This window comes from Polaribacter sp. IC066 (assembly GCF_007997085.1).
GTDB lineage: Bacteria > Bacteroidota > Bacteroidia > Flavobacteriales > Flavobacteriaceae > Polaribacter.
The window spans coordinates 1-16,575 of sequence record NZ_VORR01000071.1 but is presented as its reverse complement, the minus strand read 5'-3'; the positions used below and the strand labels follow the sequence as shown (position 1 = coordinate 16,575).

18 protein-coding genes are annotated in these 16,575 nt (G+C 31.2%); 10 read left to right on the top strand and 8 right to left on the bottom strand.

Annotated elements, in window-relative coordinates; all coding sequences use genetic code 11:
• Window positions 1-144: 144 nt before the first annotated feature.
• The 4 genes from ES044_RS16875 to ES044_RS16860 form a co-directional block, all read right to left on the bottom strand.
• The gene (locus tag ES044_RS16875) at window positions 145-1,017 is read right to left on the bottom strand and encodes an alpha/beta hydrolase (RefSeq protein WP_147120429.1); all 873 of its coding nucleotides are present in this window, start codon (window positions 1,015-1,017) and stop codon (window positions 145-147) included.
• A 577-nt stretch (window positions 1,018-1,594) separates the two neighbouring features.
• Window positions 1,595-2,236 (bottom strand): carotenoid biosynthesis protein, encoded by a 642-nt coding sequence (locus ES044_RS16870; RefSeq protein ID WP_147120428.1) that lies wholly within the window; start codon window positions 2,234-2,236, stop codon window positions 1,595-1,597.
• Window positions 2,233-3,693 (bottom strand): 1-hydroxycarotenoid 3,4-desaturase CrtD, encoded by a 1,461-nt coding sequence (crtD, locus tag ES044_RS16865; protein WP_147120427.1) that lies wholly within the window; start codon window positions 3,691-3,693, stop codon window positions 2,233-2,235. The genes ES044_RS16870 and crtD overlap by 4 nt, the downstream gene beginning before the upstream one ends.
• Window positions 3,690-4,151, bottom strand: coding sequence for a sterol desaturase family protein (locus ES044_RS16860; protein WP_147120426.1), 462 nt, complete (start codon window positions 4,149-4,151; stop codon window positions 3,690-3,692). Before ES044_RS16860 ends, crtD begins: the two co-directional genes overlap by 4 nt.
• Before the next feature lie 280 nt (window positions 4,152-4,431).
• Here ES044_RS16860 and ES044_RS16855 point away from each other — a divergent pair, with 280 nt between their 5' ends.
• The gene (locus ES044_RS16855; protein ID WP_147120425.1) at window positions 4,432-5,046 is read left to right on the top strand and encodes a LysE family translocator; all 615 of its coding nucleotides are present in this window, start codon (window positions 4,432-4,434) and stop codon (window positions 5,044-5,046) included.
• Window positions 5,047-5,109: 63 nt separating this feature from the next.
• Here ES044_RS16855 and ES044_RS16850 read toward each other — a convergent pair whose 3' ends face one another.
• Genes ES044_RS16850 through ES044_RS16840 form a run of 3 tightly spaced genes read right to left on the bottom strand, consistent with a single transcriptional unit; the run spans window position 5,110 to window position 7,448 of the window.
• Complete coding sequence (locus tag ES044_RS16850) at window positions 5,110-6,072, bottom strand: HaeIII family restriction endonuclease (RefSeq protein ID WP_223269255.1); 963 nt, start codon at window positions 6,070-6,072, stop codon at window positions 5,110-5,112.
• A 2-nt stretch (window positions 6,073-6,074) separates the two neighbouring features.
• A complete protein-coding gene (locus ES044_RS16845) occupies window positions 6,075-7,124 on the bottom strand; it encodes a DNA cytosine methyltransferase (RefSeq protein ID WP_147120423.1) in 1,050 nt (349 codons plus the stop codon).
• A 3-nt stretch (window positions 7,125-7,127) separates the two neighbouring features.
• On the bottom strand, window positions 7,128-7,448 hold the full coding sequence (locus tag ES044_RS16840; protein WP_189663329.1) for a helix-turn-helix domain-containing protein: 321 nt from the start codon (window positions 7,446-7,448) through the stop codon (window positions 7,128-7,130).
• Window positions 7,449-7,979: 531 nt separating this feature from the next.
• On the opposite strand from ES044_RS16840, the gene hisG reads away from it, so the two are divergent.
• The 9 genes from hisG (at window position 7,980) to hisIE (ending at window position 16,227) form a co-directional block, all read left to right on the top strand.
• Window positions 7,980-8,837, top strand: coding sequence for an ATP phosphoribosyltransferase (gene hisG, locus ES044_RS16835; protein WP_147120421.1), 858 nt, complete (start codon window positions 7,980-7,982; stop codon window positions 8,835-8,837).
• A gap of 193 nt (window positions 8,838-9,030) precedes the next feature.
• Window positions 9,031-10,314, top strand: a complete 1,284-nt coding sequence (gene hisD, locus ES044_RS16830) for a histidinol dehydrogenase (protein WP_147120420.1) — start codon at window positions 9,031-9,033, stop codon at window positions 10,312-10,314.
• A gap of 114 nt (window positions 10,315-10,428) precedes the next feature.
• The gene (hisC, locus tag ES044_RS16825) at window positions 10,429-11,487 is read left to right on the top strand and encodes a histidinol-phosphate transaminase (RefSeq protein WP_147120419.1); all 1,059 of its coding nucleotides are present in this window, start codon (window positions 10,429-10,431) and stop codon (window positions 11,485-11,487) included.
• 136 nt (window positions 11,488-11,623) lie between these two features.
• Window positions 11,624-12,760: a bifunctional histidinol-phosphatase/imidazoleglycerol-phosphate dehydratase HisB gene (gene hisB / locus ES044_RS16820; protein WP_147120418.1), complete on the top strand. Its 1,137-nt coding sequence runs from the start codon at window positions 11,624-11,626 to the stop codon at window positions 12,758-12,760.
• Window positions 12,761-12,814: 54 nt separating this feature from the next.
• Window positions 12,815-13,396 (top strand): imidazole glycerol phosphate synthase subunit HisH, encoded by a 582-nt coding sequence (gene hisH, locus ES044_RS16815; protein ID WP_147120417.1) that lies wholly within the window; start codon window positions 12,815-12,817, stop codon window positions 13,394-13,396.
• Between the two features lie 69 nt (window positions 13,397-13,465).
• On the top strand, window positions 13,466-14,203 hold the full coding sequence (gene hisA, locus ES044_RS16810; RefSeq protein ID WP_147120416.1) for a 1-(5-phosphoribosyl)-5-[(5-phosphoribosylamino)methylideneamino]imidazole-4-carboxamide isomerase: 738 nt from the start codon (window positions 13,466-13,468) through the stop codon (window positions 14,201-14,203).
• Window positions 14,204-14,268: 65 nt separating this feature from the next.
• Complete coding sequence (hisF, locus tag ES044_RS16805) at window positions 14,269-15,024, top strand: imidazole glycerol phosphate synthase subunit HisF (protein WP_147120415.1); 756 nt, start codon at window positions 14,269-14,271, stop codon at window positions 15,022-15,024.
• A 118-nt stretch (window positions 15,025-15,142) separates the two neighbouring features.
• Window positions 15,143-15,604: a GNAT family N-acetyltransferase gene (locus ES044_RS16800; RefSeq protein ID WP_147120414.1), complete on the top strand. Its 462-nt coding sequence runs from the start codon at window positions 15,143-15,145 to the stop codon at window positions 15,602-15,604.
• Window positions 15,604-16,227: a bifunctional phosphoribosyl-AMP cyclohydrolase/phosphoribosyl-ATP diphosphatase HisIE gene (gene hisIE, locus ES044_RS16795; protein WP_147120413.1), complete on the top strand. Its 624-nt coding sequence runs from the start codon at window positions 15,604-15,606 to the stop codon at window positions 16,225-16,227. The genes ES044_RS16800 and hisIE overlap by 1 nt, the downstream gene beginning before the upstream one ends.
• A gap of 2 nt (window positions 16,228-16,229) precedes the next feature.
• Here the strand turns inward: hisIE and ES044_RS16790 are convergent, their stop codons facing one another.
• On the bottom strand, window positions 16,230-16,484 hold the full coding sequence (locus ES044_RS16790) for a hypothetical protein (RefSeq protein ID WP_189663328.1): 255 nt from the start codon (window positions 16,482-16,484) through the stop codon (window positions 16,230-16,232).
• Window positions 16,485-16,575: the final 91 nt, after the last annotated feature.

The following is a 16,575-nucleotide window of genomic DNA, read 5'->3' as shown; positions in this document are numbered from 1 at the left end:
AAACAGGATTAACCTTACTTGAAAGAGATAAGACAAATAAATTATCCATAAAAAGAAAAAAACTAAAAGCTAGCTACAACCTAAATTACAGAGAATCGCTAATGAAAGTTTAAAGGCGATTGCCCTGCTAATAGCCAATCTAAACTATTTTCTATAAAGAACAGAAAGGGTTCGACTTAAAGCAGCAGGTACCACAGAGAAGTGAGTTTCATCTTCAAAAATCTTCCATTCCAAATTAATCCCTTTATTTTTAAATTCCTTTAGATCGTAATAAAATTGAACTGTTTGGGGCATAATACTAGCGCTTTCTGCGCCTCCTACAGAAATAAATATGTCTATTTCAAAATTTTCATATTCGGCAAGTTTAGATTTCGTTTCAAGAAGTAGTTTCTCATTATCCCACCAAAAAGATGGACTATTTATTGAATATTTAGAAAAAAGTGTTGGCAAATTCATCAGACAATAAGAAGCAAATAATCCGCCAAATGAATGTCCAGCAATTCCCCGATCGGCATTTGTCTTGTAATGTTTATCTACAAAAGGGATAATTTCGGCTTTCAGAACCTTCAAAAATTTCGCTGCCCCTCCAGATTTAATAGTTCCCTCTCCTAATCCATTCCCTTTCTCATATCTTTTTGCATCAGAAGTAGATACAGAAGTCGTGTAATCTAATGTCCTGTTGATAAACCAATCAGTATTATTGATACCACTTGATAATCCTACAATAATTAAATCTTTTAATTTTCCGCCCCATCCTATTGTTTCTCTCGCTTGATTAATTGTTGGGAAATAGTATAAACCGTCTAATACATAAAGTACAGGATAATTTAAGGTGTCTTTTATTGAGTAACTATCAGGGCACGAAATATATAGTTCATAAGTACGGTTGGTAATTTTAGATTCAATAACGTGGTCTGCTTCTAATAATTTTTCTTTTGGTTCAAATTTTTGTGCACATATTGAACTACATATAAAAAGTAATAAGATATTCAGTTTTAATAGGAGTGTAGATTTCATAAAATGATTTTATTTATTAAAAATAACGTTATGGTGTATTTAGTGCGGTTATTCTAAAAACTAGTAATTTAGAAGTTCCTAAAAAAAGCAATAAGCTTTAGTTCAGGTAAATATAGCATTATTTTTAAACGGTGACACCTCAATTATTTGTAAAACTCAAGTTCTTTCACTTTTGTTTTTTCAAATTCAGCGAATTATTTTTGAGGTTTCTTAATAGTTCCTTGTTGATATTGTTATTTATGATAATTTCATTGGAAGTAGGAGGAAGCGTTAAAAGTAATCAAGGATGGCTAAAATTATAAAAGTAGCGTCAGTCTTGTTTAAAGAGATTTTATGAGACCCTGATCTTTCAAGTACTAATTCACTTTTTTGTAAAATATAATTATTGATGTAATGAAGATTATTTCGCTGTTTAATAGTTCGCTTTTTTAATCGCTAACAATCCATATAACAGCACAAACCATAAAAATCATTTTGAATAAAGCATTTGTTAAATTTTAGAGATACTTTTAAATTGTTAGCTTTTTTATGGTATCTATTCTAAAAAATAATATTCATAAATTTTTGTTGCTGTAATTTATTTTAAAACCAAATTTAAAACACCGAAGAAAATAAGTTGAGCACCAATAATAACAAAACTAACTTTAGTGTTTATTGTAGGTCGAAATAAGTACACTAATCCATGAATAAAAACACTTGTTACAAACCACATCACGTAATTTTGTATCGGAATTATATCGTTTTCCCAGCCCCAAAAACCTAATTTCATAGCAACAGGCTCTACCAAAAAGTCTAATGAAGTCATTAGTACAGGAGGAAGTAAAATAAGCCAAACTGCTTTTTTAGTAAAATACTGAACGATTCCGTAAGTACTTAAAGCCAAGAACAACCAGTTAACGCCAATCATTAAAGGCGTTTCAAAAAGTTTAAATCCGAAGGGATCACCGTAAGCGTAATTCCCAAATAAAACACCGGTTGCAACTCCGATGGCTTCTACAGAAAATCCTATTAAGAAAACAAGGAACGAAAGAAGAAAAAAACGTTTGCTAGAATCTTTGTTTACTTTATAAAAAACGAGTAAAGTAATCCATAAATTTAATGGCGTACATATTAAAAATAAATCTCGGTACGTTTCAAAAGATATACCAAGTAGCCCAAAAAAATAGAATAAAATCAACAATCCAATCCATCGATTTTCCGTAGAGATGTTTTTTATCATTTTATAAAAGTATCAATAATTTTTGCTGATGAAAGAGCCAAGGGAATTCCGCCACCAGGATGCACGCTTCCCCCGCAGAAATAGAGGTTTTTGTATTGGGAAGAAAAGTTTTTATGACGAAAAAATGCCGAAAACCGATTATTGCTTGAGGTTCCGTATAAAGAACCTTTATATGAATTTGTTTTATCTTGTATTAATTGTGGTGTTAATTTTTCTTCAAATTCAATCAATTTCTCAATATCTTCACCAAGGATTCTTGAAATTTTAATCAAAATATTTTTTCTTGCTTCCGCAATCATTTCATCCCAATCTTGGCCATACACCGAAGGCACATTAATCATAACAAACCAATTTTCTTTTCCCTTTGGGGCATCTTCTTTAATTTGTTTGCTTGTAATGTTGATGTACACAGTCGGATCTTCATAAATTGTTTTAGAATCAAAAAGATGCTTAAATTCAGTTTCATACGCCTCTGTAAATAAAATATTGTGCACATCTAAATCTGGAAATTCTTTGCCAATTCCCCAATAAAAAATGAGAGCAGAACTCGATCTTTCTTGTTTATCTACTTCGGCCAATTTTTTTGCAGACGGAATTAATTTTTCATAAACCGTATGAATATCAGCATTACAAATAATCACATCTCCAGCATAATTTTTTGCTTTTGTTGTAACACTTTTCGCTAAATTATTATGGGTTTCTATAGCAGTTACCTCTTGGTTAAAATGGAATTCTACGCCGATTTCTTTAGCCAGCTTTACTAAACTATTTGTGATCTCATGCATGCCACCTTTTGGCAAATAAGCACCCAAACCAAACTCTAAATGAGGAATAATATTTAAAATTCCTGGCGCTTTATAAGGATTAGATCCATTGTAAGTAGCGTATCTATTAAATAACCGAATGGTTTTAGAATCTGTAAATGCTTTTTCATTTACTTGATTCATAGAACTAAAAATATTTAAAAAAGGCAACTTTAAAATAGAGGTGAATGTAGAAAAAGTAAGAAACGAACTTATTTTATGCAACGATTTATTTAAGAACTGTTCTTCTGTAGCTTTATGAATAAATGCACTTTTTTCAAGGTGCTTAATTACTTTATCCGCAGAATCCGTTGTGTTTTTTTCAATTTCTTTTGCAAAAGTAGCAATATCTGAATTTGCTGAAATACGTGTTCCGTCTTCGTAGAAATAATTACATAATACTTCTAGTTGATCGTACTTAAAATAATCAGAATATTTTTTACCAGAAATTTCAAAAAGTTCTGTGACTAAATTTGGCATGGTAAAAAGTGAAGGTCCGGCATCAAACCGATATCCTTTGGCATAAATTTGCGTGAGTTTTCCTCCGGGATACGAGTTTTTTTCAAGAATTTGAACAGCGTATCCCTTATTTTGTAGTCGAATTGCAGAAGCAATTCCAGCAATTCCTGCACCAACCACGACTGCTTTCTTCATGAAGCTTTTGCTTTTTTAAGTTCTTGTTGTAAATATTTAAAAGGAACAATTAACATTCCAAAACATTCCCCGTCTTCTTTATGAATATGTTTGTGGTGCATTTTGTGCGCTCTACGAATTGCTCTTAAGTAGGAGTTATCGCTATTTCTAAACCACTTTAATCTTTGATGAATAAATACTTCGTGCACTAAAAAATAAGCAATACCGTATGCTAAAATTCCAAAACCAATGTACATGACTGTCCAAACTGCAAACATAGAACCTAGCATGATACACAGCCAAGACGGAATGGCATAAATTAGAAAAAATGCGTCGTTTTTTTCGAAAAAAGTTTTTCTGTTTGGCACATGATGATCTAAATGCAAATTCCATAAAAATCCGTGCATCACATATTTATGCGTAAACCAAGCCATAAATTCCATTCCCCAAAAAGTAGTAAAAATGATTAAAAAACCCATTTATATTTTATCTTATATAACCTTATAATTCTGCTCGAATTACAAATTAATTGAACCTATTAAAAGAGATACAAATATAAGAAATATAATAAATATGAATTCGTTTTTTGTTTAGGTTTTTAAGTGTTTAGTCAAACAATTGGCTTTTTTTTAATATTAATTTTAGAGTTCAATCCTTTAAAACATTGTGTTTTGGAATTGCATAAATAAGAATTTAAACTAGAGAATATTAGCTAATTTCTGATTTATAAGGTTCACAAAAAAGTGTATTTTTACGCTAATGCTAGAAACTATTTTGTCTTTTGCTTTTGCAACTTCTATTTTGGCTATCTCTCCAGGGCCCGATAATATATTTGTGTTAACACAAAGTATCGTTAATGGTAAAAAGTATGGTGTGGCAACGGTTTTCGGACTTATTTCTGGTTGTTTAGTGCACACCACATTATTAGCATTCGGGGTTTCGGCTATTATAAAAGAGTCCGAAAACCTGTTTTTTGCGATTAAAGTATTCGGAGCTATTTACTTGTTGTATTTGGCATATAAAGTTTACAAATCTGACGCTAACATTATCTTTTCAGAAGATATTGTAGAAAAGAAAACTAGGTTACAGTTATTCAAACAAGGCTTTATCATGAATGTTTTAAACCCGAAAGTTTCAATTTTTTTTCTAGCCTTTTTTCCTGGTTTTTTATTTTCTGATAGTATTGCTACTGTATTTCAGTTTTATATTCTAGGCTTTATTTTTATGTTTGTTTCTTTACTTATATTTTCTACAATTGCCATTTTAGCCGGCGCTATTTCTCATCGTATCAAAGAAAATAAGAGTATTGGTTTGTATTTAAAATGGATGCAAGTTGTTGTTTTTGTGTTGATTGCGGCTTTTGTGTTGGTTTAGGGTTTGTTGATTTTCCTAAAAATTGTAATTAGTTTTAAGTATATGTTTTTTGTTTATAATTGATTATTCGCTTATAAAAATATGATTTGTAAATAATGTATGTGGGGCGCTTATTAGATTGATATCGAATTTTAAAGATGGCTCAACTCTTGAACTAGCATTATGAATTCTAAAAGAAATTTGCCAACCCTCGTTTAAAGATACTAATAATGTGGTAGTTGAGTTTTGTTGATAAACAATTTCAATTAATCGTGATGGCAATTTTAGTTTAGGTATTTTTGCTTTGGGTTTAATTTTTTCAAATGGCAAATTTAATGTTCCGTGTAAATTGTAAGCCTGAATTTCTACCTTTTTATTACCTTTTATAACTTTATAAAAATCTTGATTTCCAACTAGATATTGTATTAAATTTTCAGCTAAAATATTGGGGTTTTCTTTATCTAACCGAAGTAGTTCTTTTCTAAATGCATCTAAAATGGGCAAATATATTATTTTATGCATATTTTCAATTGAAGTCCATTTTGTTGATTTGTCTTTTGCTCTTAAATTTGCGAGTAAATCAAATATAGGAGTGATTTCTTCAAAATAATTTTGAGAACAAGGAATACCTAACCATTTTTCTCCGAAGTTTATTTTTTGCGAGAGTCTTGAATGTTTGACTGCTCTATGATTATTTTTTGCTGAAATTCCAATCTCCCACTTTTGCAATGAACGAATCATTAAAACATCTCTAACATCTCCAGTTTGTCCTGCTTTATCGCTTACTAAATCTAAAGTTAAATTGTCTTTTTTACTAATACCATTTGATAATCTAGGTTCAATATCAATAATAAAGTTTATTGAAGCACTTGCGGTTATTCTAAAGGAATCCTGCTCCATTTCGTTGAAACTATCGAAAAATCTTTTAGCTGTTTTATAAGGCTCATTTTTTGTAATAGAAACGTTTGTAATCGAATTTAGGCGCTCATAAAACTCAAAGAGAAGAGCATACTCAAAAGCTTTACCATTAATTGTTTGACTAGCCATAATTACAATACTATTTTTTCTAAAACCATTTTTTTCTTGCTAATTTGTTTTGATTGGTTTTCTGCATTTTCAATTTGTTTTTTTATGCTCTTTGCTAAAAATTTTGCTAAATTAACAGGTACTGCATTTCCAATCATTTTATAACCCGCAGCAATTTTCTTATAATGAAAAACAAAATCGTTTGGAAACGTTTGTATTCTAGCGCATTCCCTAACGCTTAATCTTCTGTATAAGTTTTCTTTTCCTGTTATAAAAACACGGATATCTTTTTCAATAAATTTCATTTTCGGAGCTTGTGGATGAATAGGAGCATGTCTACCACCTGCTTGAATCGTAAATGATTGCTCGTCCCAGCTTCTTACTCTATTTCTTGACATAAACATAGTTGAAAATCCACCAATCATAAACTCATGATTAGGTATTTTACAATTTTTACCATTTGTATTATTATATTCTAATGCTGGTAAGGCATTTTTTTTTAAATCTGAAATTGCAGTTTCAAGTGTAATTTTCCTAAATGTTTCAGTGGGGAACTGATATTTAAAATTCAAATCTTTTCTAATTCCTATGAAAAACACTCTTTTTCGATCTTGTGGTACATTATAATCAGATGCATTTAACATTTGAAAAGAAAGTTCATAACCTATTCCAGCATTTCTAAATAAGCCTTTAATCCCTTCTAAAGCATCATTATGTTTAGAAATAAGCATTCCACTAACGTTTTCTGCTAAAAAGAATTTTGGTTGTTTTGCTTCTAATATCCTTATAAAATCATAAAATAATTGACCTCTTTTATCTTTGATTCCTCTTGCGGAGCCAGCTTCGCTCCAACTTTGACAAGGTGGACCACCAATTATTCCATCACACTCTGGAACTTCTTCTGCTTTAATATTTACAATACTTCTTTTGTCAAGAATTGTATTCGGATGATTTTGTTCGTAAGTTTCCCAGATTTCTTTGTCGTACTCATTTGCCCAAATTACATTGAAACCAGCTTTTTGAAAACCTAAATCTAAACCTCCAGCTCCTGCAAAAAATGATACTATATCCATAGACTAAAGTGTTTGAAGTGATCTATTAAGTGTTCTACGATATGCTGCTTTTTCTTCAGCTACTTCTAAAAGTTCTTTCGTACAATTCGTTTCATAAATATGTTTCCCTATTTTATCTGAAACATATTCGTTATTTAACTCGATAATATTTAATTTGAAAATTTCAGAAAGTCTTTTCAAACGTTTTTGATCAAAATCTCTTTTTCCATTTTCTATTTTACTCAAATTAGCAGCATCTAAATTTAATTCGGCAGCAAGTTGCGTTAATGTCAATTTATTTTTATTTCGTAAAAGTCGAACGTATTCTCCAAAAGTAGTTCTCATAAGACTTGTCATTTTTTGACAAATTTATTAAATATATTTGTAATATTTATTTTAAACAGAAAAAATTTCAAAGTTTTTTTTGCATAAATTAATTACTGTAAGAAATGTAAAGTATGGAAATTTAAAATAAGTTTTGAACTTGTTAAATTCCCAGTTTATTTTTAGTTCAGATTAAATACTCGTGATTAAAGAAATCAAGATATTTTGATTTAACACAAATCCAAAAGAAAAAACACCCTTTCCAATCCAACCCCCAAATTTTAAACAAATCCCCTAATTTTGATAAATATTTTATTTTAACAAAAGTTTTATCATCTTCATTTGGTATAATCAAAATAAAATTTGAATCTTTGCACTCTTAATAAGAAATATGAAAATTATTCAAAACCATCATCATCATTTTTATAATTGCAATCAAGCGATCTAAAAATGTATTGAATAAAATCAAAATATTTATAAACCCGTTTGAGCAAATCAAACGGGTTTTTTTATTTTAAACCGTATTTGCTCAATCAAAACTAAAAACTAAAAATGAGTAACTTAAGAATTGCAGTACAGAAGTCAGGAAGATTAAATGAAGATTCTATGAGAATCTTAAATGACATTGGTATTTCTATCGACAACGGAATAGACCAATTAAAAGCCTCGGCCAGAAACTTTCCTTTAGAAGTTTTTTATTTAAGAAACGGCGATATTCCTCAATATTTAAGAGATGGCGTAGTAGATGCTGCTATTATTGGAGAGAATGTTTTGATAGAAAAAGGCGGAGAAATTCAGTTTGTAGAACGTTTAGGTTTTTCTAAATGTAAAGTTTCTATTGCTGTGCCAAAAGAATCTAGTGCAAATTCACTACAAGATTTAGACGGAAAAAGAATTGCAACATCGTATCCAGAAACGGTAAAGAAGTTTTTAAAAGATCAAAATATAAATGCAAAACTGCACACCATTAGTGGTTCTGTAGAAATTGCACCAAATATTGGTTTGGCAGATGGTATTTGTGATATCGTTTCTAGCGGAAGTACCTTATTTAAAAACGGATTAAAAGAAATTGAAGTTTTACTAACTTCGGAAGCAGTTTTAGCCGTTTCTCCATTAATTTCTGAAGAAAGAAGAGACATTTTACAAAAAATTCAATTTAGAATTCAGTCTGTTTTAAAAGGAAGAGGCTCTAAATATGTATTGTTAAATGCGCCGAATGATAAATTAGACGCTATTTTAAAATTATTACCGGGAATGAGAAGTCCGACTGTTTTACCTTTAGCAGAAAAAGGTTGGAGTTCTGTGCATACTGTAATTTCTAAAAATGAATTTTGGGAAATAATCGATAGCTTAAAAGAAAATGGGGCAGAAGGTATTTTAGTGTGTCCTATTGAGAAAATGGTTTTATAAATTCTGAACGCAGTTCAGAACTTATAAAACCCTGAATTCGTTTCAGGGTCTATTAAAAAGAATTTTAAAATTATATTGAATTCGTCTCAAGGTCTATTAAAAATAATTTCACATTTATATGGAAGTTGTTTTAGCATCTTTAAATAATTAAAAAGAACCTAATTTAAATATAAGGTCGATGAACAGGTTAAGCATGAAAACAATTATAAATCCGATTAAAGAAAATTGGGCACAAATATTACAAAGACCTACAAAAACGGTCGATGATATTGAAAAAACGGTGAATCAAATTTTTGATGATATTCAAAGAAATGGTGATAAAGCCGTTGAAAAGTATACACAGTTATTTGACGGTGTAACGCCAGGAAATAGTGTTGTTTCTGTTGATGAAATAGCAGCAGCGGTTTCATTAGTTTCAGAAGAATTGAAACAAGCCATTATTTTGGCAAAGAAAAATATTACTATTTTTCATAATGCACAGAAAACTGAAAAAGTCTATGTAGAAACGGTAAAAGGAGTTGAATGCTGGCAAGAAAAAAGACCGATTCAAAAGGTAGGTTTGTATATTCCTGGCGGAACGGCACCACTTTTTTCTACGGTTTTAATGTTGGCAGTTCCTGCTCAAATTGCAGGTTGTAAAGAAATTGTTTTATGTTCGCCACCGAATAAAGAAGGCAATATTCACCCAGCAATTTTATATGCAGCACAATTGTGTGGCGTTACAAAAATTATAAAAGTTGGCGGAATCCAAGTAATTGCAGGATTAACCTTCGGGACAACATCAATTCCGCAAGTCTATAAAATTTTCGGTCCAGGAAATCAGTTTGTAACCGTTGCAAAACAATTAGCAACTAAATATGGTGTTGCTATTGATATGCCAGCAGGACCAAGTGAATTATTGATTGTTGCAGATGACGCAGCAAATGCAAGTTATGTAGCATCTGATTTATTGAGTCAGGCAGAGCACGGAATAGATAGTCAAGTTATTTTGGTGTCAACCTCTAAAAAATTAATTGCAGCCGTAGAAGTTGCGCTTGAAAGTCAATTAAAAGAATTACCAAGATTCTCAATTGCTCAAAAAGCAATTGAGAATTCGAAGTCTATTTTTGTAGAAACTGATGAAATTGCGTTAGATTTAATCAACGAATACGGACCTGAACACTTCATCGTTTGTACAAATAATGATGATTTTTATGTGGATAATATCGAGAATGCAGGATCTGTTTTTATCGGAAATTACACCCCAGAAAGCGCAGGAGATTATGCTTCAGGAACCAATCATACGTTACCAACAAACGGATTTACCAAAGCGTATTCGGGTGTAAATTTAGACAGTTTTATGAAAAGTATTACCTTTCAAAAAATATCTAAAGAAGGCATTCAAGAAATCGGGAATTCTATAGAGATTATGGCGGCGGCAGAAGGTTTACAGGCGCACAAAAATGCGGTTACTATTCGTTTAAATGATTTAAAATAAAAGAGCATACTTAACGGTTTGTCACTTCGAGTGATTTCGCTTTTTTACGCAATTGTATCAAGAAGTAATTGAAGATAAATAATGAGATGCTGAAACAAATTCAGCATGATAACTATGAAAACTACATTTAACATTAACAATCTCATTAGAGAAAACATAAAATCGATGCAACCATATTCATCTGCAAGAGATGAATATAAAGATGCAACATCCGAAGAAATGATTTTTTTGGATGCCAATGAGAATCCTTTTGAAAATGGGGTAAATCGATACCCAGATCCGCAGCAACATTCTGTAAAAGATTTATTATCAAACATTAAAAATATTGATAAAAAAAATATTCTTTTAGGAAACGGAAGTGATGAAGTTTTAGATTTAATTTTTAGAGCATTTTGTGAGCCTAATATTGATAATGTAATTACTTTACCACCAACGTATGGCATGTATTCCGTTTTGGCAAATATCAATGCAATAGAAAATAGACAAGTTTTATTAGCTGAAAACTTTCAACCAAAAGTTGAAAAGATTTTACATACTGTTGATGCGAATAGCAAAATTTTGTTTTTGTGTTCACCAAATAACCCTTCAGGAAATAGTTTTTCAATAGATAAAGTTGAGGAATTAGTGCAAAAATTTAATGGTTTGGTGGTTATTGATGAAGCGTATATCGATTTTTCTGAACACAAAAGTTGGCTAGAAAGATTGAAAGAATTTCCGAATTTAGTGATTACACAAACCTTATCAAAAGCATACGGTTTAGCCGGAATTCGTCTAGGAGTTTGTTACGCATCCGAAGAAATAATAGCGATTTTAAACAATATAAAACCGCCTTATAACGTCAACGAATTAACGCAACAAAAAGCGATAGCGCGTTTGTTAAAGGTTGATGATGTAGAAAAAGAAGTGGCTGAAATTAAATCAGAAAGAAATTCATTAATAGAGAATTTAAAAGAAATACATTTTATTTCAAAAATTTATCCAACAGAGTGTAATTTTGTGCTAGTAAAAGTTGATGATGCGACAAAAAGATACAATGATTTAATACAGAAAGGATTTGTAATTCGTAACAGAACAACGCAACCTTTGTGCGAGAATTGTTTGCGATTAACAGTTGGAACAGCATCGGAAAACATCAAATTATTGAAAGCATTAAAAGACCTCACAGGTTTTTAAAACCTGTGAGGTCTAAAAAAATAACATAAATATATCTTTAAAGTTTTGAAACTTTATAGAAAATATAAACAACTAAATTCTTACAAACCCGAGTAAGAGTTCCAACCCTTTGGGGAGGTTACGAGGGGATTTTATCATGAAAAAAGTACTATTTATAGACAGAGACGGCACTTTAGTGCTAGAACCACCAGTAGATTATCAATTGGATAGTTTAGAAAAGCTAGAATATTATCCGAAGGTATTTCAATACATGGCAAAAATTGCTACTGAATTGGACTATGAATTGGTGATGATTACAAATCAAGACGGATTAGGAACTGCTTCTTTTCCTGAAGCTACATTTTGGCCAGCTCAAAACAAAATTATAGATGCTTTTGCAAAAGAAGGCGTGGTTTTTTCTGAAATTTTGATTGATAAAACGTTTCCGCATGAGAATGCAATCACAAGAAAGCCAAGAACAGGTTTGTTAACTAAATATTTTTCTGATGCCTACGATTTAAAAAATTCTTTTGTTTTGGGTGATCGAATTACAGACATGGAACTGGCTAAAAACTTGGGTGCAAAAGGTATTTATTTATCAGAAAATTCTGATTTAGGCGCAGAGGAAATAGAAACCTCAAAACAAGAAATTTTAGACTGTATTGCTTTAACAAATAAAGATTGGTCAGCAATTTATCAGTTTTTAAAATTAGAAGATAGAGTTACAGAAATTACAAGAAATACCAATGAAACTAAAATTTATATCAAATTAAATTTAGATGGTTCTGGTAAAAATGATATTGCTACGGGTTTATCCTTTTTCGATCATATGTTAGATCAAATTGGAAGACATGGAAATATGGATGTAACCATTAAGGTTGATGGCGATTTAGAGGTTGATGAGCATCATACGATAGAAGATACCATGATTGCTTTTGGCGAATTATTCAATAAAGCGTTAGGGAATAAATTAGGCATAGAACGTTATGGTTTTTGCTTGCCAATGGATGACTGTTTAGCGCAAGTTGCAGTAGATTTTGGCGGTAGGAATTGGTTAGAATGGGATGCCGATTTTAAACGAGAAAAAATTGGTGATATGCCAACAGAAATGTTTTATCACTTGTTTAAATCGTTTACAGACGGTGCTAAATGCAATCTAAATATTAAAGCTGAAGGAACAAACGAACATCATAAAATTGAAGGTATTTTTAAAGCATTTGCAAAAGCAATGAAAATGGCGGTAAAAAGAGATGCAAATAAGATGTTTTTACCGAGTACGAAAGGGATGTTGTAAAATAGCTTTTAGCGGTTAGCAATTTGCTAATAGCCAAAAGCGAAAAGCGAAAAAATGAAATTAGTCATTATAGATTACGGAGCAGGAAACATCAAAAGCATTCAGTTTGCGTTTAAACGTTTGGGTGTAGATGCTGTTTTATCAAATAATATTGATGAAATAAAAGCAGCTGATAAAGTTATTTTTCCTGGCGTTGGCGAAGCAAGTTCTGCCATGAAAATGTTAAGAGAAAGCAGATTGGATACAGTAATTCCGACTTTAAAACAACCTGTTTTAGGGATTTGTTTAGGCATGCAGTTAATGTGTAAACACTCTGAAGAAGGCAACACTGACGGTTTAGGTATTTTTAATGTGGATGTAAAAAAGTTTTCAAAAGCGGTAAAAGTGCCACAAATGGGTTGGAATGTTATTTATGATTTAAAATCAGATTTATTTACAGGCATTAAAGACAAAGAATTCATGTATTTAGTGCATAGTTTTTATGCAGAAAACTGTGCCGAAGCAATCGCTACAACAGATTATGAAATTGAATATGCATCGGCATTGCAAAAAGATAATTTTTATGGAGTGCAGTTTCATCCGGAGAAAAGTGGTGTTGAAGGAAGTAGGATTCTTGAAAATTTCTTGAATTTATAAATGATGCCTTTGGCAATTTGCTTTTAGCGTTACGCCAAAAGCCAAAAGCCAGAAACTAAAAGCGAAAAAATGAGAATAATACCAGCCATAGATATTATAGACGGAAAATGTGTTCGTTTAACAAAAGGCGATTACAGTACCAAAAAAATATATAACGAAAATCCGTTAGAAGTTGCCAAAGAATTTGAAGCGGCAGGAATCGAATATTTGCATGTTGTCGATTTAGACGGTGCAAAAGCGAGTCAGATTATCAATTATAAAGTTCTAGAGCAAATAGCATCAAAAACAAACCTAAAGATTGATTTTGGTGGTGGACTAAAATCTGATAAAGATTTAGAAATTGCTTTTAATTCTGGTGCAAATCAGATTACTGGAGGAAGTATTGCTGTGAAAAATAGTGAAATTTTTGAAAGTTGGATTGAACAATATGGTTCCCAAAAAATCATTTTAGGAGCAGATTTTTATCCTGATTCTTCTGGTGGAAAGATTGCAACAAATGGTTGGCAAGAAGAAAGTACTTTAGAATTAATTCCGTTTATTGCTAATTATCAGCAAAAAGGAATTCAATATGTAATTTGTACCGATATTTCTAAAGATGGTATGTTAGAAGGACCAAGTTTTGAAATGTATAAAAATATCTTATCCTATGTAAAAAACATAAAACTAGTTGCTTCTGGCGGAATATCAGCTTTTGATGAAATTCCGAAATTAGCGGAAATGGGTTGTGAAGGGGTAATTATTGGAAAAGCGATTTATGAAAATAAAATTAGCTTGAAACAATTAGAGGATTTTATATTAAATAAATAGCTGTTTGCTTTTGGCAGTCGGCAATTAGCCAAAAGCCAAAAAGCTAAAAGCTAAAAGCGATACACATGTTAACAAAAAGAATAATACCGTGTTTAGATATTAAAAACGGAAGAACTGTAAAAGGGGTGAATTTCGTTAATTTAATTGACGCAGGAGATCCTGTAGTTTTAGCAAAACAATATGCTGAACTAGGCGCAGATGAATTGGTTTTTCTCGATATTTCTGCAACATTAGAAGGCAGGAAAACGATGAGAGAAATGGTTTTAAAAGTTGCTGAACAAGTAAATATTCCGTTTACAGTTGGTGGCGGAATTTCTTCTATTGAAGATGTAGATGTGCTTTTAAAATGCGGTGCAGATAAGGTTTCTATTAATTCATCGGCAATTAAAAGACCTCAATTAGTGAACGAATTAGCAGAGAAATTTGGCAGTCAGTGTGTGGTTGTTGCTATTGATGCAAAACAGATTGAAGGAGAATGGTTTGTGCATTTGGCTGGTGGAACCATTTCGACTGAACTCAATTTATTTGAATGGGCAAAAGAAGTAGAAGCGCGTGGGGCAGGAGAAATTTTGTTTACTTCCATGAACAATGATGGTACAAAAGCAGGTTTTGCAAATGAAGCCTTGGCAAAATTATCAACAGAATTAAACATACCAATTATTGCTTCTGGTGGTGCCGGAACTGTGCAGCATTTTATTGATACGTTTACGATCGGAAAATCTGATGCTGCATTAGCAGCAAGTGTTTTTCATTTTGGAGAAATTCCGATTTTGGAATTGAAAAAGGAATTGAAAGAGAATAATATTCAAGTGAGATTGTAGTATCTAATATTATTTCAAGTGTTTTTTGAAGAATAAAAAAATTTTATCAAAAAGCAGTTAATTGTTCTCGATACATCACGCAAAAAAGCATGGCAATCGAACTGACAAGAATGTAAAAATGAAGGAGTTAGAAATTAGAAAATACGAACACAAATATCATCAACAATTTAAAGAAATATCTTTAGATTGGTTACATAAACATCAGTTGTATGAGAAGGCTGACGATGATTTGCTAGACCATCCGCAGAAATATTTAGAGCAAGGAAGTTCAATTTTTTTAGCACATTATGAGGATCAAGTTGTCGGAACCATTAGTTTGATTCCTGTGAATGAACATACGTATGAAATTCTAAAATTAGGAGTTGTAGATGGCTTTAAAGGACTCGGAATAGGAAGAAAATTGATGCAAATTTGTATTGATATTTGTGTAGAAAAAAATGTAAAAATAATCACATTAGAATCTAGCAGTAAATTAGAAAACGCTTTAAAATTATACGAAAAGTTAGGTTTTAAACATATAGAAGTAGTAGATGCTCATTTTGAATCTGCTGATGTAAAAATGGAGTTAAAATTAAGATAATGACAATAGATTTCAATAAAAATAACGATGGTTTAGTGCCCGCAATCATTCAAGACGCAACAACAAAAAATGTTTTGATGTTGGGGTATATGAATGAAGAAGCCTTTAAAAAAACACAAGAGACCAAATTGGTCACGTTCTTTTCGAGAACTAAAAATCGTTTGTGGACGAAAGGCGAAGAAAGCGGAAATGTATTGAATTTAGTCGATTTAAAATTAGACTGTGATAACGATACTTTGCTCATTTTTGTAAATCCAAACGGTCCAACCTGCCATAAAGGTTCAGCTACGTGTTGGAATGAAGAAAATAATTCAAACTTCGGATTCTTTTCTACTTTAGAAAATACGATTGCTGAAAGAGTAGAAATTTCAAAAATAGATCCTGACCTTCGCCAGGATAATCAAAAAAGCTACGTTGTATCTTTATTTGATAAAGGAATCAATAAAATAGCTCAAAAAGTAGGGGAGGAGGCTGTAGAAACCGTTATTGAAGCGATGGACACTAATGATGAATTATTTTTATATGAATCTGCAGATTTAATGTTTCACTACCTAATGTTATTGCAAGCAAAAGGTTTTACTTTAAAAGATATTGAAGCAGAATTAGTGAAAAGACAAAAGTGAAATTAACGTTTTACCAAATCTAAAGTGACCAAATATACCTCTTGTTTGGTCATTTTTGCTTTTAACCAGGCAAAGAAACTCATCATAAAAATGTCTTCTTTTTCTCTTTCTATCCAAAGAAAAGAATTTTCTACTTTTTGATGGAATTCAGGATCAGAAATAATTTCGGGGTTCTTATAGTAGACTTCTACTAATTTTAAGAAGGTAATTACTTTTTCTTGGTAACTATTCAGCGGATGTTTAGTGGTTGTTAACAATTTGATTTATTTTATCCACAATTTTTTATTTTTAGTCATTCTATTTCAAAAAAAGCAGTTGTTTATGCACATCGGTTGATAAGTGTGTGAT